Source organism: Kitasatospora sp. NPDC057595 (genome assembly GCF_042800875.1).
Lineage (GTDB): Bacteria > Actinomycetota > Actinomycetes > Streptomycetales > Streptomycetaceae > Kitasatospora.
In genome coordinates this window covers 31,460-50,161 of record NZ_JBHVGL010000020.1, presented here as the reverse complement: position 1 = coordinate 50,161, position 18,702 = coordinate 31,460, and the positions used below count along the sequence as shown (strand labels likewise).

The window sequence follows — 18,702 nt, the reverse complement described above, 5'->3', positions numbered from 1 at the left end:
GGCGGCGGCTCAGCCCTGCGGCGTCAGCGCCACCGCGAAGTGCTCCAGCTCGGCGGCCAGCTCGGCCGGCACCTTGGCGTGCAGCAGGGTGCCCTCGCCGGTGTGCTCGGTGCCCAGCAGCTCGCCCTCGGCGTGCACCCGGGACACCAGCGCGCCCTGGGTGTACGGGACCAGCACGTGCACCTCGACCGCCGGGCGCGGCAGCTCGTCGTCGATGAGCTTGAGCAGCTCGTCGATGCCCTCGCCGGTGCGGGCCGACACCACGATGGCGTGCGGCTCGCGGCGCAGCAGGCGCTGCAGCACGTGCGGGTCGGCCGCGTCGGCCTTGTTGATCACCACGATCTCCGGCACGTTCTGCGCGTCGACCGAGACCACGACCTCGCGGACGGCGGCCAGCTGCGTCTCCGGCTCGGGGTGCGAGCCGTCCACCACGTGCAGGATGAGGTCCGCGTCGCCGACCTCCTCCATGGTGGAGCGGAACGCCTCGACCAGGTGGTGCGGCAGGTGCCGGACGAAGCCGACGGTGTCGGCCAGGGTGTAGACCCGGCCGCTCGGGGTCTGCGCCCGGCGCACGGTCGGGTCGAGGGTGGCGAACAGCGCGTTCTCCACCAGCACGCCCGCGCCGGTGAGCCGGTTGAGCAGGGAGGACTTGCCGGCGTTGGTGTAACCGGCGATGGCCACGGACGGCACCTGGTGGCGCCGGCGCTCCTGGCGCTTGGTGTCGCGGCCCTTCTTCATGTCGGCGATCTCCCTGCGGAGCTTCGCCATCTTCTCGCGGATCCGGCGCCGGTCGGTCTCGATCTTGGTCTCACCGGGACCACGGGTCGCCATGCCGCCGCCGGACGAGCCGGAGCCGCCACCACCCATCTGCCGGGAGAGCGACTGACCCCAGCCGCGCAGCCGCGGCAGCATGTACTGCATCTGCGCGAGCGAGACCTGCGCCTTGCCCTCGCGGGACTTGGCGTGCTGGGCGAAGATGTCCAGGATCAGGGCCGTCCGGTCGACGACCTTGACCTTGACCACGTCCTCCAGGTGGATCAGCTGGCCCGGGGTGAGCTCACCGTCGCAGACCACGGTGTCCGCCCCGGTGGAGGAGACGATGTCGCGCAGCTCCTGCGCCTTGCCGGAGCCGATGTAGGTGGCCGCGTCGGGCTTGTCACGGCGCTGGATGACGCCGTCCAGCACCTCGGAGCCGGCCGTCTCGGCCAGCGCGGCGAGCTCGGCCATCGAGTTCTCCGCCTCCTCCAGGGTGCCGTCCGTCCAGACGCCGACGAGCACCACGCGCTCCAGCCGGAGCTGGCGGTACTCGACCTCGGTGACGTCCTGGAGTTCGGTGGAGAGGCCGGCGACACGACGGAGCGCGGCGCGCTCGGTGCGGTCGTACTGGTCGCCGTCGTAGTGGTGGCCGAGGTCCTCGTCGATGGCCGCGAGGTCCTCGTCCATGAGGGCTTCCGCCCGCAGACCGTCCAAGCGGCGCGGGGCGTCGGCGTGGTCGCGGGTGTCGAACGTGGAGGTCATTCTGTCCTTCGGCTGCTGGAACGGGTGGCCTGTGCGCGACCGTACGGACGGTCGTGCCCGGAGTCTGCCCAGCTGCCGCCCCGTTCAGCACTCGGGCGAGGTGTGAGCTACCCCTCGGGGCCGCGGGACGGGCTGAGACTCCTCCGCCCGGTCAACGCCGCGGTCCGGCCGTGAATTCCCCATGATGGTCGCACGCCGGGGTCGTGCGGGTCACCCCGATTTCCGCCGGTGGCCCGGGCGCCTCCACCGGGTCGCCCGCCGGAGGGTCCGGCGGGGCGGCCGGGGCGGCCGGGGCGCGGCCGGGACCGCCGCCCGCCGGGGCGTACGGGCGCTCCACGTCGTACACCCCGGAGACCCGCAGCATGGCCCGCAGCACGGCGGCCAGCGCGGCCGGGTCCGGCAGCTCGACGGTGTAGGTGTGCCGCACCCGCAGCTCCTGCGGCGGCTCCACCTCGGCCGCGGCGATCCCGACGCCCTCCGCCGAGATCGCGGCCGTCAGGTCGGCCAGCAGCCGGGGCCGGTTCAGCGCCTCGGCCCGCAGGGTGGCCCGGAAGCCCGCCGCCGGGGCGCCGCCGGGCCGCCAGCGGACCTCCAGGGCGCCGCGTCCGTCGGCCCGCATCCGCTCCCCCGCCGGACAGCCGGCCCGGTGCACGGCGACCGCGCCGGCGCGGATCGGGTAGCCGACGATCTCGTCCGGCGGTACCGGGGTGCAGCAGCGGGCCAGCCGGACGGGCGCCCCGGGGCGGCCGGCCACGGTGACCGGAGCGGCCGGGCGGCCGGCGGCGACCGGGCGGTCGGGTGGTGCGGGCTGCCCGGCGGACGGGCCGGTGCGCACCACCGGACGGCGGGGCGCGTGGTCGGCCAGCCAGCGCTCGATGGCCAGCCGGGCGCCCGGGGTGCGGGCGTGCGCGAGCCACTCGGGCGCCGGGCCCGCGGCCTCCTCGGTGAGGACGGCCACCCGGTCGCCGTCGTGGAGCACGGTGGAGAGCGCGGCGAGCCGGCCGTTCACCCGGGCCCCGATGCAGCGGTGGCCGGTCTCCTCGCCGAGCAGGTAGGCGGCGTCCACACAGGTGGCGCCGGCCCGGAGCTGAAGCGTTTCGCCACGCTCGGTGACCACCGTGATCTCGCGGTCCCCGGCCAGGTCGGCGGTGAGCGCGGACCAGAAGGCGTCCGGGTCCGGGGTCTCCTGCTGCCACTCCAGCAGCCGGGAGAGCCAGCCGGGCCGGGCCGGGTCGGTGCGGTCCAGCTCGTCCCGGCCCTGCTCGCCGCCGGTCCCGGGCTGCCGGGGGTCGCCGAGCGCGACCACCCCGGTCTCGGCGACCTCGTGCATCCGCCGGGTGCGCACCAGCACCTCGACCACCTCGCCGCCGGCCAGCGCCACCGCGGTGTGCAGCGACTGGTAGAGGTTGAACTTCGGCGCGGCCACGAAGTCCTTGAACTCCCCGGGCAGCGGCGTCCAGCAGGTGTGCAGCTCGCCGAGCACCGCGTAGCAGTCGGCGTTCTCCTCGACCACCACCAGCAGCCGCCCGAAGTCGGCCGGCTGCGGCCCCTGCGGCTTGCCGTCCGGCCCGGGGGCGGCGGCCCGCTTGAGCAGCACCCGGTGCAGCGACACGCAGTGCCGGGGACGGACGGTGACCTCGGCGGCGACCCCGGCCTCGGCGAGCTGGCGGGCCAGGCTGTGGGCGAACGGGGCCAGCAGGGTGTCCGGACCGGCCTCGTGCCGGCCGAGCAGGGCGCGGGTGCGGGCGTGCTCCTCGGGGTGCAGGGTGGCGAAGACGATGTCCTCCAGCTCCGCCTTGAGCACCTGGATCCCCAGCCGCTCGGCCAGCGGGATCAGCACGTCCCGGGTGACCTTGGCGATCCGCACCTGGCTGGCCGGCTTCATGTGCCGGATGGTGCGCATGTTGTGCAGCCGGTCGGCGAGCTTGATGACCATCACCCGGACGTCGTCCCCGGTGGCGACCAGCATCTTGCGGAAGGTCTCCGCCTCGGCCGCCGCGCCGAAGTCGACCTTCTCCAGCTTCGTCACCCCGTCGACCAGGTAGGCGACTTCGGGACCGAACTCCTCGGCCACCTGCTCCAGCGTCAACTCGGTGTCCTCGACCGTGTCGTGGAGCAGCGAGGCGACCAAGGTGGTCGTCCCGGCGCCGAGTTGGGCCAGGATCACGGTGACGGCCAGCGGGTGGGTGATGTACGGCTCGCCGCTCTTGCGCTTCTGGCCGCGATGGCTCGCCTCGGCCAGCCGGTAGGCGCGGCCGAGCAGGCCGAGGTCGGCCTGCGGGTGGTGCCGGCGGTGCGCCTGGACCAGCGGTTCGAGGGCGTCCGGCACCGGCGGGCGGCCGGTGGCCAGCAGCGCGGCCCGGCCGGCCCGGCCGAGCGCGGCCCGGCCCAACCCGCCGAGCGGGCGTCTGGGCCCGGCTTGCCGTGCGGACGTCGGCTGCCCCGCCAGGGGCTGCCCGGCTTCGATGGTCATCGGCACCTCCGGCAGCAGTACCGGGGGCGTGGGCCGACCCGGTGGTCCATGCTACCGAGCAGAGCACGTTCCGCGAGGCCCCGCTTCCCGTCCGTCAGGGGTATCACCCGAACGGGGGGATTTGATCCCGGACGAATTGGGGAAACGCGGGGCCGGCGCACCACCGGCCCGCCCGGCCGGGCGGGCAACGGTGGATGACGACGGGTCAGGCCTCCCGGATCAGCGCCGACCAGGCCGGGGCCAGCTCGCCGCGGGCGACGACGACCGCCGGGCCGGTCTTCTCCACCCGGCCGTCCGGGTACTCGGTGATCGTCAGCCGGCCGCCCAGCACGTCCACCGTGTACGTCACCGCCTCGCCGGTGACCGTCGGGTCCACGCCGTCCCGGCGGGCGGCCGCCACCGCGACGGCGCACGCGCCGGTGCCGCAGGAGCGGGTCTCGCCGGAGCCGCGCTCGTGCACCCGCATCGCGACGTGCCGCGGACCCCGGTCCACCACGAACTCGACGTTGACGCCCTCCGGGTAGACGCCCTCGGGGCTCACCGGCGGCGCGCTCAGCAGATCGCCGGCGTGGTCCAGGCTCTCGACGAACGCGACCGCGTGCGGATTGCCCATGTTGACGTTCAGGGCCGGCCAGCTGCGCCCGCCGACCGCCACCTCGATCGCGTCCGGACCGGGCAGCTTCGCCCGCCCCATGTCGACGGTGATCTCGCCGGGCGTGCCGTCCTCGGCGTCCTCGGCGACCCGCACGGTCCGCAGGCCGGCCCGGGTGGCCACCGGCAGCTCGCCCGGCTTCGCCAGCCCGGCCTCGACCAGGTAGCGGGCGAAGACCCGGATGCCGTTGCCGCACATCTCGCCGATCGAGCCGTCGGAGTTGCGGTAGTCCATGAACCACTCGGCACGGTCGGCCTGGTCGGCCGCCACCGGGTCGGCGGCGGAGCGCACCACGCGCAGCAGCCCGTCACCGCCGATGCCCGACCGGCGGTCGCACAGCGCGGCCACGGCCTCGGGGCCGATGGCCAGCCGGCCGTCGGGGTCGGGGACGATCACGAAGTCGTTCTGGGTGCCGTGCCCCTTGAGGAAGGGGAGGCCGACGGGCTGCGCGGAGGATGCGGTCACCCTCCCGATGGTACCGAGGCGCGGTGGACCGCCGCCTTCCGGTTCCGGCCCCGGGCGGTCCCCGGCCCGCCCCCCGGAGAGCTATCTCCCGGAGAGCCGGACGACCCGGTACAGGGCCAGCGCCGCGGCGGCCAGCACGATCAGCGTGTAGACCACGATCGCCTTCCAGCCGGCCCGCTCGCCGGTACCCCGGCGCGGCAGGCCGGGCCACTTGTACCCCGCGTGCCGGGCCGCCATCGCGCCCCAGCCGAGCGAGGCCGCGGTGAGCAGCAGGCCGAGCATCCCGACCATCGCCGAGCCGGTCCCGGCCGAGCCGAAGGCCAGCGGGAAGGCGAACATCAGCGAGCCGGCGGTGGCCACCAGGGCGATCGGCAGGATCTGCCACCAGCGGAGCCGGCGGCGCGGCCGGATCTCCCGCTCGTGCACCGCGCCGGCGGGGGCGCGGGTGTCCAGGGCCGGCAGCGCGACCGCGTAGGAGGTGGGCGCGTCGAGGCCGGGCAGCACCGGCAGGTCGGGCAGTGTCGAGGCGTCGAGGCCACCGGCCTGTGCCGTGGCACTGCCGCCACCGCTACTGCCGGGCCCGCCGCCGGCGGGCCTGGCGCTCTGGCCGGTTTCGGGGCCGGTACCCGTGGACACGCGGCCTCCCCTGACAGTTCGACACGAGTGCGGACTCGCGGCCGGGCACGGTCGGCCCGCCCGGGCCGACCCTTATGACATCGATGATGGCATGTCCAGAGGGGCGTTCCGGGCCTGACCGGGGCCGACGGGTGATCCGTGGCCATCACGTGATCCGGCCGTGACCGCCATGCCGTCCTGCACGCCCGTCTGCGCGCGCAACTGCACCACCCGATGGCCGGAAAGCGCCTACCTGACGGCGAGTTCCTGACGTTCGATCAGCTCAAGCGAGCGGTCCAGCAGCTCCACCGGGTCGGTGCCGGCCGGCCGGGCGAGCCAGTGGATCCGGTCGTCCCGGCGGAACCAGGACTCCTGCCGGCGGGCGAAGCGCTTGGTGGCCCGGACGGTCTCGGCGCGCGCCTCGTCCTCCGTGCACTCGCCGGCGAAGTGGTCCAGCACCTGCTGGTAGCCGAGCGCCCGGGAGGCCGTCCGCCCCTCGCGCAGCCCCACCGCCTCCAGCTCCCGCACCTCGTCCAGCAACCCGGCCCGCCACATCCGGTCCACCCGCAGGGTGATCCGCTCGTCCAGCTCGGGGCGCGGCACGGCGACGCCGATCTGCACCGCGTCGTACACGGCGGTGTTGCTCGGCAGGCTGGCGGTGAACGGCCGCCCGGTGATCTCGATGACCTCCAGCGCGCGGACGATCCGCCGGCCGTTGCTCGTCAGGATCGCCTCCGCCGCGGCCGGGTCCAGCCCGGCCAGCCGCCCGTGCAGCGCGTACGGGCCGACCCGCTCCAGCTCCTCCTCCAGCCGGGCGCGGACCGCCGGGTCGGTGCCCGGGAACTCCATCTCGTCGATCGCCGCCCGGACGTACAGGCCGGAGCCGCCGACCAGGACGGCGGTGCGGCCGGCCGCGAGCAGCCGGTCGATCTCGGCCCGGGCCAGCCGCTGGTACTCGGCGACGCTGGCGGCCTCGGTGACGTCCCAGATGTCCATGAGGTGGTGCGGGACGCCGCCGCGCTCCTCCTCGGTGAGCTTGGCCGTCCCGATGTCCATGCCCCGGTAGAGCTGCATCGAGTCGGTGTTGATCACCTCGCCGCCAAGGGCGCGGGCCAGGGCGACGGCCAGATCGGACTTCCCGGCGGCGGTCGCACCGACGACCGAGACGACGCGGGGGCGGGCGGGCTGGGCGGTGGTGGAGCTGCTCACCGGTCAAGTCTGCCAGGGAACGCCGGCCGGCCGGGCGGCCCGGCCGGTTGCCCCCGGTTTCCACCGGACCGTCCCGTTGCGAACGGTTCCGCCCTGACAGACGTTGTGAGAGAGACAGCAGAGGAAGGGTGAGGCGCCATGGGTCTGATGGACAACCTCAAGGGCAAGGCCGAAGAGCTCAAGGACAAGGCCAGCGAGTTCGCCGGCAAGCACAGCGACCAGATCGGGAGCGCGGTGGAGAAGGCCGGCGGCGCGATCGACAAGGCGACCAAGGGCAAGTACACGGAGAAGATCGAGCACGGCACCAGCAAGGCCAAGGGCGCCGTGGACGACTTCGCCCACAAGCCCCAGGAGCCCGGCACGGGCCCCGGTTCGGCCCCCGGCACGGATGCCGGCACCGGTTCGGGCACCACCCCGCCCGCCTGACCCGGCCCGCCCGATCCGGCCCGGCACGGCGGTCCGGCTCGGGGAGGGCCCCGGTGAGGGCCCCGGGAGGGCTCAGCTCCAGGAGGCGACCAGGTACCCCACGCCGTACGGCGCGTCCTGGTAGCCCAGCCGCGCGGTGAGGCCGGCGCCCTCGGCGGCGCCGGCCAGCACCTGCCAGGGCGCCCGGCCCTCGGCCCGCAGCTCGGCGGCCAGCGCCACGTCCAGGGCGGCCAGCGCCGCGGTGTCCGCCGAACCCAGCGCCCGCGCGAGCCCGGCGTCGAAGCCCTCGGCGCGCTCGTCCAGGTAGCCCGGCGCCTTCAGCGACCGGCAGGCGCTGCCGTCCCCCATCACCAGCAGCCCGACCCGGTCGGCCAGCCCGGCCAGGCCCTGGCCCAGCCCGAGCATCCGGTCGGCGGGCGCGTCGGCCGGCACCGCGCAGGCGTGCGTCGGCAGCGTCACCCCGGCCCGGCCGAGCAGCCAGGCACCGACGGTCAGCGAGGGTGCCAGCTCCGGCCCCTCGGCCCGTCCGCCCGGCAGCGCGGCCACCAGCGGCACGCCGAAGCGGTGGAACGAACCGGCCCCGCCCTCGGTCCACACCTCGGGCTCCGGCCCGGTGCCGACCACCACGAGCAGCTCCGGCCCGGCCGCGAGCACCACCCCGAGCGCCTCGTCGCAGGCCGCGCGCAACGGCTCCAGCTCGGCCGCCGCCCCGGCGGCGACCTCCGGGACGAGCAGCGGCGGACAGGGGCACACGGCGGCGGCAACCAGCATGTGGATCACTCTAGCCAAGAACGCGGAACGGCCCGGCAGGACTGCGGAGTCCCACCGGGCCGTTCACGGACGAGCGGGTCGCTCCCCGCCGCGGGTCAGTCCCCGCAACAGGCGCCGCCGGCCGGGGCGGCCAACGGGAGCGCCGCCGGGGCGCCGATCGACGGCAGGCCCAGCATCACGCCGGCCGGCTTGGCGGCGGGCTTGGCCTGGCGCTTCTCCCAGGCGTCGCCCGCCCGGGTGCGGCGCACCGCGAGCGCCGGGCCCTCGGCCAGCAGGTGGTGCGGGGCGGCGTAGGTGATCTCCACCGTGACCATGTCGCCCGGGCGGACCGGCTCGGCGGGCCGGGTGAAGTGCACCAGCCGGTTGTCCGGGGCGCGGCCGGAGAGCCGGTCGGTCCGGTCGTCCTTCTTGCCCTCGCCCTCGGCGACCAGGATCTCCAGGGTGCGGCCGACCTGCTTCTTGTTCTCCTCCCAGGAGATCTCCTCCTGGAGGGCGATCAGCCGGTCGTAGCGGGCCTGGACGACCGCCTTCGGGATCTGCTCGTCCATCTCGGCGGCCGGGGTGCCGGGGCGCTTGGAGTACTGGAAGGTGAAGGCGTTGGTGAAGCGGGCCTCGCGGACGACCTTCATGGTCTCCTCGAAGTCCTCCTCGGTCTCGCCCGGGAAGCCCACGATGATGTCGGTGGAGATGGCGGCGTCGGGCATCGCCTCGCGCACCTTGCGGATGATGCCGAGGAAACGCTCCTGCCGGTACGAGCGGCGCATCGCCTTGAGGACGCGGTCGGAGCCGGACTGCAGCGGCATGTGCAGCTGGTGCATCACGCTCGGGGTCTCGGCCATCGCGGCGATCACGTCGTCGGTGAAGTCGCGCGGGTGCGGCGAGGTGAAGCGGATCCGCTCCAGGCCCTCGACCTGCCCGGCGGCGCGCAGCAGCTTGGAGAAGGCCTCGCGGTCGCCCAGGTCGGAGCCGTAGGCGTTGACGTTCTGGCCGAGCAGGGTGACCTCGATGACGCCCTCGTCGACCAGCGCCTCGATCTCGGCGAGGACGTCGCCCGGGCGGCGGTCCTCCTCCTTGCCGCGCAGCGCGGGGACGATGCAGAAGGTGCAGGTGTTGTTGCAGCCGACCGAGATCGCGACCCAGGCGGCGTAGGCGGACTCGCGGCGGGTGGGCAGCGTGGAGGGGAAGGTCTCCAGCGACTCCAGGATCTCGACCTGGGCCTTGCGCTCGACCGCGGCGCGCTCCAGCAGGGCCGGCAGGTGGCCGATGTTGTGGGTGCCGAAGACCACGTCGACCCAGGGCGCCTTGCGGACGATGGTGTCGCGGTCCTTCTGCGCCAGGCAGCCGCCGACGGCGATCTGCATGCCCTGGTGACGGCTCTTGACCGGGGCCAGCTGGCCGAGGTTGCCGTACAGCTTGTTGTCGGCGTTCTCCCGCACCGCGCAGGTGTTGAACACCACCAGGTCGGGGTCGCCGTCCTGCCCCGCCTTGACGTACCCCGCGTCCTCCAGCAGCCCGGAGAGCCGCTCGGAGTCGTGGACGTTCATCTGGCAGCCGTACGTGACGACCTTGTAGCTCTTCGATCCGCTGTCACCGCTCACCCGACCAGGGTACGGGCAGCCGCGAACGACTTTTCCCTCCCGTTCCACCGATGCGCCTGGCACTATCCCTTCCATGGCTCCCGGCACTCCCTCCCGTCTGCGCGCCGCGGCCCGCCGGCCGCTCTGGCGGATCGTGCTGGCCCTGGTGCTGGTGCTCACCGGCCTGGGCGGCTGGTGGCTGTCGGCGGGCGGCTCGGCCCGCTACCCGCGCGGCACGACCAGGCTGGCCACCGGCGTCCAGCAGGGCGTCTACGACCGCTACGGGCAGCTGCTGGTCCCCCACCTCGCCGGGACCATGCCCGGAGTGCGGCTGGAGCTGGACAACTCCGAGGGCTCGCTCGACAACCTGGCCCGGGTCACCACCGGCCGGGACGACTTCGCCATCGCCACCGCCGACGCCGTGGCCCAGTACACCGGCCCCGGCCGGGAGAAGCTGCGGGCCATCGCCCGGCTCTACGACGACTACCTGCAGCTGATCGTGCCGGCCGGCTCCCCGGTGCTCCGCGCCGCCGACCTCAAGGGCCTGCGAGTGGGCGTCGGCCAGTCGCTCTCCGGCGTGAACCTGGTGACCCGCAGGCTGCTGGCGGCGGCCGGGCTGGATCCGGACCACGACGTCAAGCCGGCGTTCCTGGGCATCGGCGACGCGGCGAACGAGCTGCGGGCCGGAAGGCTGGACGCCTTCTTCTGGTCCGGCGGACTGCCGACCAGCGCGCTCACCACGCTGTCCGAGCAGGTCCGGATCCGGATCGTGCCGCTGGGCGACCTCGCCGAGTCGATCCACCTGGTCGAGGGCGGCGGAACGGACGCCTACCGGGCGGCCACCATGCCGAAGGGCACCTACCCCGACGCCGTACCGCAGGACGCGGTCGCCACCCTCGCCGTGCCCAACCTGCTGATCACCCGGGCCGACGTGAACGACGACCTGGTCCAGGGCATGACCCGGGCGGTGATCGACAGCCGCGACCAGATCGGCGCCCAGGTGCACGCCGCCCAGCTGGTCGACCTGCGCACGGCCGTCTACACCGACCCGCTCCCGCTCCACGAGGGCGCGGCCCGCTACTACCGCTCGGTGAAGCCCTGAGGCCCACCCACTACGGCTTCTTGCGGTCCGCCCGGGGCACCGCGAGGGTGACGGCGAGGCCGGACGGGGTGGCGGTGCCGAAGGTGAGCGAGCCGCCGGCGGCCTGGAGCAGGGTGCGGGCGATGGACAGGCCGAGCCCCGATCCGTCCACGTTCTGGTGGCGGGTGCTGCGCCAGAAGCGGTCACCGGCCCGGGCCAGTTCCTCCTCGGTGAGGCCGGGGCCCTGGTCCGAGACGGTCACCGCGGCCTCCTCGCGCCGAGCCGCGACCAGCACCCGCACCCGGCTCCCCTCGGGACCGAACTTCAGCGCGTTGTCGAGCACCGCGTCCAGCGCGCTGCCGAAGCCGATCGGGTCGGCCAGGCCGAGGGCCAGCGCCGGCCCCTCCCAGGCCAGCTCGATCCCGCGCCGGCCGGCCAGCGGGCGCCAGGCGTCCACCCGCTCCAGGCTGAGCGCGGCCAGGTCGGTGGGCTCGGGTTCGGGGCGGGCGTGCTCGGCGGTGGCCAGCCCGAGCAGGTCGTCCAGCACCCGGGCCAGCCGGGCGCCCTCCTCGCGGACCCCGCCGAGCTCCTCCTCGTGCCCCTCCGGCAGTTCCAGGCCCAGCAGCTCGACCCGCAGCAGCAGCGCGGCCAGCGGATTGCGCAGCTGGTGCGAGGCATCGGCGACGAAGGCCTTCTGCTGGTCCAGGGCGAGCACCACGTGGTCGGCCATCTCGTTGAACGAGTGGGCGAGCCGCTGCAGCTCGGGCGGCCCGCCGCCGGGCGCCACCCGGGCGTTCATCCGGCCGGTGGCGATGTCGTGGGTGGCCCGGTCCAGGGTGCGGACCGGGCGCAGCACCCACTCGGTGAGCCGGGCGGCGAGCAGCACCGCGACGATCATCGCGGCGGCCTCCCCGGCCCCGATCACCAGCCACTTGCGCACCACCCGGCCGCGCAGCGCGCCGGTCGGGGACTCGCTGAGCACCACGGCGACCACGTCGCCGTCGCGGACCACCGGGGTGGCGACGGTGAGCGTGCGGTCCGGGGTCCACGGCCAGACCTGCCGCGGATTGTGGCTGCGCCGTCCGTCCAGCGCCTCCTGGAAGGCCTGCTCGCCCCAGACTGCGGGTATCCGCCAGCCCTCCGGGGCCACCGCGATCGGCAGGCGGTCACGCTGGAAGATGCCGATCCGCACCCCGTAGAGCTCGTGGTAGCGCGCCACCTCGGCGTCCAGCGCGTGCCGCCGGCTGAGTTCGCCGGGGGCGGGCTGCGGGTCGCCCTTGAGGGCCGACTCCAGGCCGGAGAGGCCGGAGGTCGGCAGGTCCTGGGCGAACCGCGCGGCGTCGTCGAGCCGGTCGACGACCACCCGGCTCTGCTCGGCGGCCGCGAACGCCGCCGCCAGCGGCAGTCCGAACGCGGCGAGCACGCAGAGCATCAGGGCGAGCAGGATGCCGAGCAGGCGGGTGCGCACGTGCGGTCAGCGCTCCGCGCGGGCCGGGGGCGGGGTGTCGGCGGCGGGGCACTCGGGTATCAGCCGGTAGCCGACGCCCCGGACGGCCTCGACCAGGCCGGGCAGGGCGAGCTTGGTGCGCAGCGAGCCGATGTGCACCTCCAGGGTGCGGCCGTTGCCCTCCCAGCCGCTGCGCCAGACCTCGCTGAAGATCTGCTCGCGGCGGTAGACCACGCCGGGGCTCTGGGCGAGCAGCGCCAGCAGGTCGAACTCCTTGCGGGTGAGCGGCACGTCCCGGCCGTCGACGCTGACCCGGCGCCGCTCGCGGTCGATCACGATGCCGCGGGACTCCAGCGGGCCGCGCTGCTGCGGGACGGCGTCCGGCGCGGGCACGGCGACGGCTGCGGGTGCGGCGCCGCGGCGGGCCACCGCGTGGATCCGGGCGAGCAGCTCGCCCATGTCGTAGGGCTTGGTGACGTAGTCGTCGGCACCGAGGTTGAGGCCGTGGATCCGGGAGCGTATGTCGGCGCGGGCGGTCACCATGATCACCGGCACGCCGCTGCCGGCCCGGATCCGGCTGCAGACCTCGAAGCCGTCCCGGTCGGGCAGGCCGAGGTCGAGCAGCACCACCCGGTAGGGGTCGTTGCCGTCCGGCACCAGGGCGTCCAGCGCCTCGTGGCCGCTGCGCGCGTGCCGGACCTGGAATCCGTGCCGGCCCAGGACCGCGACCAGCGCGGCGGCCACGCGTTCGTCGTCCTCGACGAGCAGCAGTCGCATCTGTCTCCTCCTCTCCCGGACGGTGCTCCGGGGGTCTCTCGCGCGGCCGTCCCGCGGTCGCGCCGGCTCCCCCTGCCGGGCAGGCCCCGGTTCTGCGCAGTATGGGCCAGGGACGGCCCGGACGCCAGGCTCGGCCGGGGACGGGGGCGGGGGCTCCGGCCCGTGCCGGTACCCAGCCGGGGTTCCGCGACGAGGCCCGCCGCGGCCGCGGACGCTGCCACTGTGCCCGGATCGGCCCTCGGTGAACAGCACCCGCCGATCGTGTGGCCGGATCGTGATCCTCAAGTTCCGCTCAGATCGGCTGACGTGGCATCGTCAGGCCTCCTATGGTCGCCCCACCGAGGGCCGCGACTCCGCCGGTCGCGGCCCCCGGATTCCTATCACCATTGCCACCCAAGGGAGTTCACTCCCGGGGGGCCGACCAGAGGGAGCCGGCGCGATGACCACGAGCCTCGACAAGGACTCCCACGCCGACGCCGCTCCGCTGGTCGTCCTGCGCAACGTGAACAAGCACTTCGGTGCGCTGCACGTGCTCCAGGACATCGACCTGGAGATCCACCAGGGCGAGGTGGTCGTCCTGATCGGCCCGTCCGGCTCCGGCAAGTCCACGCTGTGCCGGACGATCAACCGGCTGGAGACCGTCGACTCCGGAACGATCACCATCGACGGCCGCCCGCTGCCCGCCGAGGGCCGGGAGCTGGCCCGGCTGCGGGCCGAGGTCGGCATGGTGTTCCAGAGCTTCAACCTCTTCGCGCACAAGACCGTGCTGGAGAACGTGGTCCTCGGCCAGGTGAAGGTCCGCGGCATCGCCAAGGACAAGGCGGTGGCGACCGCCAAGGAACTCCTGGACCGGGTCGGTGTCGGCGCCCAGGCCGCGAAGTACCCCGCCCAGCTGTCCGGCGGCCAGCAGCAGCGCGTGGCGATCGCCCGGGCGCTGGCGATGAACCCGAAGGTGATGCTCTTCGACGAGCCCACCTCGGCGCTCGACCCCGAGATGATCAACGAGGTGCTGGAGGTCATGCGCCGGCTGGCCGCCGACGGCATGACGATGGTGGTCGTCACCCACGAGATGGGCTTCGCCCGCTCCGCCGCCAACCGGGTGCTGTTCATGGCCGACGGCCGGATCGTCGAGCAGAACACCCCGGAGGCCTTCTTCACCGCGCCGCGCTCCGACCGCGCCAAGGACTTCCTCTCCAAGATCCTGCACCACTGATCCCCCGGGCCGGTCCCCGGCCGCGGCGGCAAGGGCGCCGCCGTACACCCGTGTGCCCGTCCGCCCGTCCGTTCCCCCTGCCTTCACCACAGCCTTCGCCGCAGCCCGGTTGACCCGTGGCCCAGCCCGAGGAGACCCTCATGAGGACCCGTCGCACCTTCGCCGTCGCGCTCTGTGCCGTCGCGCTCACCGCCACCGCCGCCTGCGGCAAGGACGGCACGCCCGGCGGCAGTGCCTCGTCCGGTGGCACCGCCGCCCCGGCGCTGCCGACCTACACCGTGAAGACCGACGTCAAGGTGGACTCGCCGGTCCTGGCCGAGGCCAAGAAGCGCGGCCAGCTGATCATCGGCGCCAAGGCCGACCAGCCGTTCCTCGGCTGGGAGGACCTCGCCAGCAACGACCGCAGCGGCTTCGACATCGAGATCGCCAAGATGGTCGCCGCCGACCTCGGCTTCACCCCGCAGCAGATCAAGTGGCAGACCCTGGTCTCCTCGCAGCGCGAGCCGGCCATCTCCAAGGGCCAGATCGACTTCTACGTCGGCACCTACAGCATCAACGACGAGCGCAAGAAGACCGTCTCCTTCGCCGGCCCGTACTACGTCGCCGGCCAGGACCTGCTGGTCAAGGCCGACAACACCGCGATCACCGGCCCGGACTCGCTCAACGGCAAGAACGTCTGCACCGCCACCGGCTCGACCTCGATCAAGAACATCGAGAAGTACTCGCCGAAGATCACCCAGTTCGACACCTACTCGGCCTGCGTCGAGAAGCTGACCTCGGGCGAGGTCGACGCGGTCACCACCGACGACGCCATCCTCAAGGGCTACGCCTCCAAGTACGCGCCCAAGCTCAAGGTCGTCGGCCAGCCCTTCACCAAGGAGAACTACGGCGTCGGCCTGAACAAGGACGACAAGGCGCTGCGTGACGCGATCAACGACGCGCTCAAGGCCCACCAGGACAACGGCGACTGGAAGAAGGCCTACGACGCCACCCTCGGCCTCTCCGGCTCCACCGCGCCGCAGCCGCCGGCCCTCGACCGCTACTGATCCGCCCGCTCCCGGGTCGACGGACCCCCGAGACCAACCCCTGAGAGGAGGGCCGCCGGATGGGCTTCCTGTTCGAGGACGGCAACTTCGCGCTGTTCCGCGACGGCTTCCTGCAGACGATCGAGCTGAGCGCGCTCAGCGCGCTGCTCGCCCTGCTGCTGGGCACCCTGCTGGCGGCCTTCCGGGTCTCCCCGATCCCGGTCCTGCGCGCCTTCGGCACCGGCTGGGTCACGCTCTTCCGCAACACCCCGCTGACCGTGCTGTTCTTCGCCGTGACCTTCGGCCTGCCCCCGCTCGGCGTGCACTTCAGCCACCTCGTCTTCGCGGTGCTGGCGCTCGGAAGCTACACCGCGGCGTTCGTCTGCGAGGTGCTGCGCTCCGGCATCAACACGGTGCCGCTCGGTCAGGCGGAGGCCGCCCGCAGCCTCGGCATGACCTTCGGCCAGACCCTCACCCAGGTCGTCCTGCCGCAGGCGGCCCGGACCGTGCTGGCGCCGATGAGCAGCGTCTTCATCGCCCTGCCGAGGAACTCGGCGATCGCCGGCGCGTTCAGCGTCAGCGAGCTGTACAGCGCTCAGCAGACCTTCTCCGAGCGCGGTTACTCGATCTTCGCGATCTTCTTCTGGGTGGCCTGCGCCTATCTGGTGATCAGCGCGACCGTCGCCCTGCTGTTCCGCTTCCTGGAAGACCGACTGGCGGTGGCCCGATGAGTTCGCTGTTCACCCGCTCGACCACGGCCGGCGTCCTCTACGACGCCCCCGGCCCGCGGGCCCGCGCCCGCTACCGGATCCTCGGCGTGCTGTCGCTGCTCGGGATCGCCGGGCTGCTCTGGTACGTCTTCAGCACGCTCGGCGACAACGGCCAGTTCGACGCCGAGCTCTGGGACGCCTTCCAGTACACGGCCATCCAGCAGCGGATCGTCGACGGCCTGGTCTCCACCCTCCAGGCCTTCGGACTGGCGGCCGTCCTCTCGCTCGCCCTCGGCGCGCTGCTGGCGGCCGGTCAGCTCTCCGACCACCGGCCGGTGCGCTGGGCGGCGGTCTCCTTCGTCCAGTTCTTCCGGGCGATGCCGCTGCTGATCCTGATCGTCGCCCTCTACTACGCGTTCTTCGCCAAGCAGCCGATGTGGGCGCTGGTCCTCGGCCTCACCCTCTACAACGGCTCGGTCCAGGCGGAGATCATCCGCAGCGGCGTCAACGCGGTCCCGCGCGGCCAGGGCGAGGCGGCGTACGCGCTCGGCCTGCGCAAGACCCAGGTGATGACCACCATCCTGGTCCCGCAGGCGGTCCGCTCGATGCTGCCCTCGATGATCGGCCAGCTGGTCGTGACGCTCAAGGACACCTCGCTCGGCTTCGTCATCACCTACCACGAGCTGCTCTTCGTCGGTAAGGCCATCGCCAGCCAGCCGCTGAACGCCGCGGGCTTCCCCTACATCCCCGTCGTCCTGGTGATCGGTCCCCTGTACATCGCGATGTGCCTGCTGCTCACCGCGCTCGCCCGGTGGATCGAGGCACGTGGACGAGGCGGCGCGAACCGGCGCACTTCACCTGCTGCTTGACGGACACGCAGGTGAACTGTTGCATTGCTGTTCGTGACACCACCCGGGAGCAAGCACGCGGCATATGACGGCAGCCTGAGAGCCGACCCGGGCTCCGAGATCCACGGCACCCGTCCGTGCCCGGAGGGACCGGCATGGACCCGGTGATCGTGGTCGGGGCCGGGCCGGTCGGCCTCGCCCTGGCCCTCGCGCTCGCCCGGCACGAGGTGCCGACCGTCGTCCTCGACGAGGGCTCCGGGCTCTGCCCCGAGAGCCCGCGCAGCGTCGTCCTCGGCGCCGACACCGCCGCCTTCCTGGCCCGGATCGGCTACCCCCGGGCGGTCGCCGACGCCGCCCGCTGGGACGCCTTCACCGTCTGGCGCCGCCGCCAGGAGGTGCTCCGGATCGACCTCGCCGACGCGCCCGTCCTGCACCTGCCCCAGCACCGGCTGCAGCGCGGACTGCAGGACGCCCTCAGCGGCACCCCGCTGGTCAGGCTGGTGCCGCTCAGCCGGGTCACCGGGCTCGACCAGGACCGCGACGGCGTCAGCGTGCTCACCCGCAACCCCAAGGACGGCACCGAGACCCGGTGGCGCGGCAGCCACCTGGTCGGCTGCGACGGCGCCCGCTCGGCGGTCCGCAAACTGCTGAAGATCCGTTTCCCCGGCCGGCCCGCCGTCGACCGCAGCGCCGTCGCCACCGTCCGGGTCGACCTGCCGTTCACCGAGGCCCGGCTGCACCGCGAGCCGCCGTGGCGCGGTGACCGCGAGGCCACCGCCCGCCCGCTGCCGCACGGCGTCTGGCGGCTCGACTGGCGGCTGCCCCCGGGCCGGCCGGCGGTCACCGAGCCGGTCGACCCGCACGCCACCTGGCCCGGCATCGTCACCGGCGACACCCTGCTCACCCGGGTCACCGCCACCCTCACCGGCTGGTGCGGGGAGCTGCCGCGGTTCGACCTGCTCGCCGCCGCCGACCACACCGCCCAGCAGCGACTGGCCGCCCGGTTCCGCAGCGGCCGCTGCTTCCTGGCCGGCGACGCCGCCCATCTGCACGGCGCCCTCGGCATGCAGAACCTGACCGACGGCCTGCGCGACGCCGACAACCTCGCCTGGCGGCTCGCCCTCGCCTGGCACTTCCACTCCGGCGGCCCGCAGCCCGGCGGCTCCCTGCTCGACGGCTACGAGGCCGAGCGGCGCGGCGCGGTGGGCGCCCGGCTGCGCGCCGTCGACCAGTCCATGCCGCTGCTGCGCCCGCTGCGCGGCTGGGCGCAGACCCGGCGCTCGCTGTTCACCGGCTCCTTCCGCAAGCACGCGCCGCTGCTCGCCGACGGCCACCTCGGCACCGGACGGTTCGGCGGCGCCCCGGCGTACCCGGCCGCCCCCTCCGGCGGGCCCGGGCGGGTGCCGGTCCAGCGCGGGACGCGCAGCGCCACCTCGCTCAGCGAACTGCTGCCCGCCACCGCGCCCGGCGTGCTCGTCCCGGACCTGCCGGTGCTGGCCACCGACGGCACCCCGGACCAGCTGCACGCCCGGCTCGGCGCGGGCTTCCTGCTGCTGCTGGTCGCACCCGGCACCGCCGTCTGGTCCGCGGAGCACTGGCTGGGCGCGGGGCTGATGCCCCGGCTGGCCGAGGTCGCGGCCGCGCTGCCGGTTCCGGCCGAGGTCCTGGTCACCGAGGCCTACCCCGGCGCCGGCCCGCACACCGTGCTGCTGATCCGGCCCGACGGCCACCTGGTCGGCGTGACCCAGGGCGCGGACGCCGAGGACCTCCAGGCGCTGGCCGACCGGGCCCGCGGCGGACCGGCCTCGCTGACCGGCGGGCCCGAGCCGGAGCCCCCGGCCGCCCGGTCGGCGGGCCGGCCGGCGGACGCCCAGGGCGCCGACGCTCCGTAGGGA

16 protein-coding genes are annotated in these 18,702 nt (G+C 74.2%); 7 read left to right on the top strand and 9 right to left on the bottom strand.

The genetic code is table 11. From position 1 onward, the window contains the following. Window positions 1-9: 9 nt before the first annotated feature. The 5 genes from hflX to miaA all read right to left on the bottom strand — a co-directional run bounded on the left by hflX (window position 10) and on the right by miaA (window position 6,932). Entirely contained in the window at window positions 10-1,518 is a 1,509-nt protein-coding gene (gene hflX / locus ACFU9E_RS26725) for a GTPase HflX (RefSeq protein WP_380683090.1), read from the bottom strand. 151 nt (window positions 1,519-1,669) lie between these two features. Next, complete coding sequence (locus tag ACFU9E_RS26720) at window positions 1,670-3,991, bottom strand: RelA/SpoT family protein (RefSeq protein ID WP_380683091.1); 2,322 nt, start codon at window positions 3,989-3,991, stop codon at window positions 1,670-1,672. 205 nt (window positions 3,992-4,196) lie between these two features. Further along, window positions 4,197-5,108: a diaminopimelate epimerase gene (gene dapF / locus ACFU9E_RS26715; protein ID WP_380683092.1), complete on the bottom strand. Its 912-nt coding sequence runs from the start codon at window positions 5,106-5,108 to the stop codon at window positions 4,197-4,199. A gap of 81 nt (window positions 5,109-5,189) precedes the next feature. Then, window positions 5,190-5,744, bottom strand: coding sequence for a hypothetical protein (locus ACFU9E_RS26710; protein WP_380683093.1), 555 nt, complete (start codon window positions 5,742-5,744; stop codon window positions 5,190-5,192). A gap of 228 nt (window positions 5,745-5,972) precedes the next feature. Next, window positions 5,973-6,932 (bottom strand): tRNA (adenosine(37)-N6)-dimethylallyltransferase MiaA, encoded by a 960-nt coding sequence (gene miaA / locus ACFU9E_RS26705; RefSeq protein ID WP_380683094.1) that lies wholly within the window; start codon window positions 6,930-6,932, stop codon window positions 5,973-5,975. A gap of 138 nt (window positions 6,933-7,070) precedes the next feature. Here miaA and ACFU9E_RS26700 point away from each other — a divergent pair, with 138 nt between their 5' ends. After that, on the top strand, window positions 7,071-7,358 hold the full coding sequence (locus tag ACFU9E_RS26700; protein WP_380683095.1) for an antitoxin: 288 nt from the start codon (window positions 7,071-7,073) through the stop codon (window positions 7,356-7,358). Window positions 7,359-7,430: 72 nt separating this feature from the next. Here ACFU9E_RS26700 and ACFU9E_RS26695 read toward each other — a convergent pair whose 3' ends face one another. Together ACFU9E_RS26695 and miaB are read right to left on the bottom strand one after the other, a co-directional pair. Then, entirely contained in the window at window positions 7,431-8,129 is a 699-nt protein-coding gene (locus ACFU9E_RS26695) for a class III extradiol dioxygenase subunit B-like domain-containing protein (RefSeq protein ID WP_380683096.1), read from the bottom strand. A 95-nt stretch (window positions 8,130-8,224) separates the two neighbouring features. After that, complete coding sequence (gene miaB / locus ACFU9E_RS26690) at window positions 8,225-9,727, bottom strand: tRNA (N6-isopentenyl adenosine(37)-C2)-methylthiotransferase MiaB (protein ID WP_380683097.1); 1,503 nt, start codon at window positions 9,725-9,727, stop codon at window positions 8,225-8,227. A 73-nt stretch (window positions 9,728-9,800) separates the two neighbouring features. Between miaB and ACFU9E_RS26685 the strand changes: the two genes are divergently transcribed. Continuing rightward, window positions 9,801-10,808 carry a TAXI family TRAP transporter solute-binding subunit gene (locus tag ACFU9E_RS26685; RefSeq protein WP_380683098.1) on the top strand — a complete coding sequence of 336 codons (1,008 nt, stop codon included), beginning with the start codon at window positions 9,801-9,803 and terminating at the stop codon, window positions 10,806-10,808. Between the two features lie 10 nt (window positions 10,809-10,818). On the opposite strand, the gene ACFU9E_RS26680 is transcribed toward ACFU9E_RS26685, so the two are convergent. Both ACFU9E_RS26680 and ACFU9E_RS26675 read right to left on the bottom strand, forming a co-directional pair. Then, window positions 10,819-12,255, bottom strand: coding sequence for a sensor histidine kinase (locus ACFU9E_RS26680; RefSeq protein ID WP_380683099.1), 1,437 nt, complete (start codon window positions 12,253-12,255; stop codon window positions 10,819-10,821). 6 nt (window positions 12,256-12,261) lie between these two features. Further along, window positions 12,262-13,011: a response regulator transcription factor gene (locus ACFU9E_RS26675; protein WP_380683100.1), complete on the bottom strand. Its 750-nt coding sequence runs from the start codon at window positions 13,009-13,011 to the stop codon at window positions 12,262-12,264. A gap of 439 nt (window positions 13,012-13,450) precedes the next feature. Here ACFU9E_RS26675 and ACFU9E_RS26670 point away from each other — a divergent pair, with 439 nt between their 5' ends. From ACFU9E_RS26670 to ACFU9E_RS26650, 5 genes are all read left to right on the top strand, one after another. Beyond that, window positions 13,451-14,224, top strand: coding sequence for an amino acid ABC transporter ATP-binding protein (locus ACFU9E_RS26670; RefSeq protein WP_380683102.1), 774 nt, complete (start codon window positions 13,451-13,453; stop codon window positions 14,222-14,224). A 140-nt stretch (window positions 14,225-14,364) separates the two neighbouring features. Further along, the gene (locus tag ACFU9E_RS26665; protein ID WP_380683103.1) at window positions 14,365-15,270 is read left to right on the top strand and encodes a glutamate ABC transporter substrate-binding protein; all 906 of its coding nucleotides are present in this window, start codon (window positions 14,365-14,367) and stop codon (window positions 15,268-15,270) included. A gap of 59 nt (window positions 15,271-15,329) precedes the next feature. Further along, the gene (locus ACFU9E_RS26660; RefSeq protein WP_380683104.1) at window positions 15,330-15,980 is read left to right on the top strand and encodes an amino acid ABC transporter permease; all 651 of its coding nucleotides are present in this window, start codon (window positions 15,330-15,332) and stop codon (window positions 15,978-15,980) included. Then, on the top strand, window positions 15,977-16,828 hold the full coding sequence (locus ACFU9E_RS26655; protein WP_380683105.1) for an amino acid ABC transporter permease: 852 nt from the start codon (window positions 15,977-15,979) through the stop codon (window positions 16,826-16,828). Before ACFU9E_RS26660 ends, ACFU9E_RS26655 begins: the two co-directional genes overlap by 4 nt. 134 nt (window positions 16,829-16,962) lie before the next feature. Beyond that, entirely contained in the window at window positions 16,963-18,699 is a 1,737-nt protein-coding gene (locus tag ACFU9E_RS26650; protein ID WP_380715408.1) for an FAD-dependent monooxygenase, read from the top strand. Window positions 18,700-18,702: the final 3 nt, after the last annotated feature.

Bases quoted from the DNA above. Each gene is read 5' to 3' on its own strand.
- hflX (WP_380683090.1), bottom strand. From the start codon at position 1,518: ATGACCTCCACGTTCGACACCCGCGACCACGCCGACGCCCCGCGCCGC.
- ACFU9E_RS26720 (WP_380683091.1), bottom strand. From the start codon at position 3,991: ATGACCATCGAAGCCGGGCAGCCCCTGGCGGGGCAGCCGACGTCCGCA.
- ACFU9E_RS26700 (WP_380683095.1), top strand. From the start codon at position 7,071: ATGGGTCTGATGGACAACCTCAAGGGCAAGGCCGAAGAGCTCAAGGAC.
- ACFU9E_RS26695 (WP_380683096.1), bottom strand. From the start codon at position 8,129: ATGCTGGTTGCCGCCGCCGTGTGCCCCTGTCCGCCGCTGCTCGTCCCG.
- ACFU9E_RS26685 (WP_380683098.1), top strand. From the start codon at position 9,801: ATGGCTCCCGGCACTCCCTCCCGTCTGCGCGCCGCGGCCCGCCGGCCG.
- ACFU9E_RS26675 (WP_380683100.1), bottom strand. From the start codon at position 13,011: ATGCGACTGCTGCTCGTCGAGGACGACGAACGCGTGGCCGCCGCGCTG.
- ACFU9E_RS26670 (WP_380683102.1), top strand. From the start codon at position 13,451: ATGACCACGAGCCTCGACAAGGACTCCCACGCCGACGCCGCTCCGCTG.
- ACFU9E_RS26665 (WP_380683103.1), top strand. From the start codon at position 14,365: ATGAGGACCCGTCGCACCTTCGCCGTCGCGCTCTGTGCCGTCGCGCTC.
- ACFU9E_RS26660 (WP_380683104.1), top strand. From the start codon at position 15,330: ATGGGCTTCCTGTTCGAGGACGGCAACTTCGCGCTGTTCCGCGACGGC.
- ACFU9E_RS26655 (WP_380683105.1), top strand. From the start codon at position 15,977: ATGAGTTCGCTGTTCACCCGCTCGACCACGGCCGGCGTCCTCTACGAC.
- ACFU9E_RS26650 (WP_380715408.1), top strand. From the start codon at position 16,963: ATGGACCCGGTGATCGTGGTCGGGGCCGGGCCGGTCGGCCTCGCCCTG.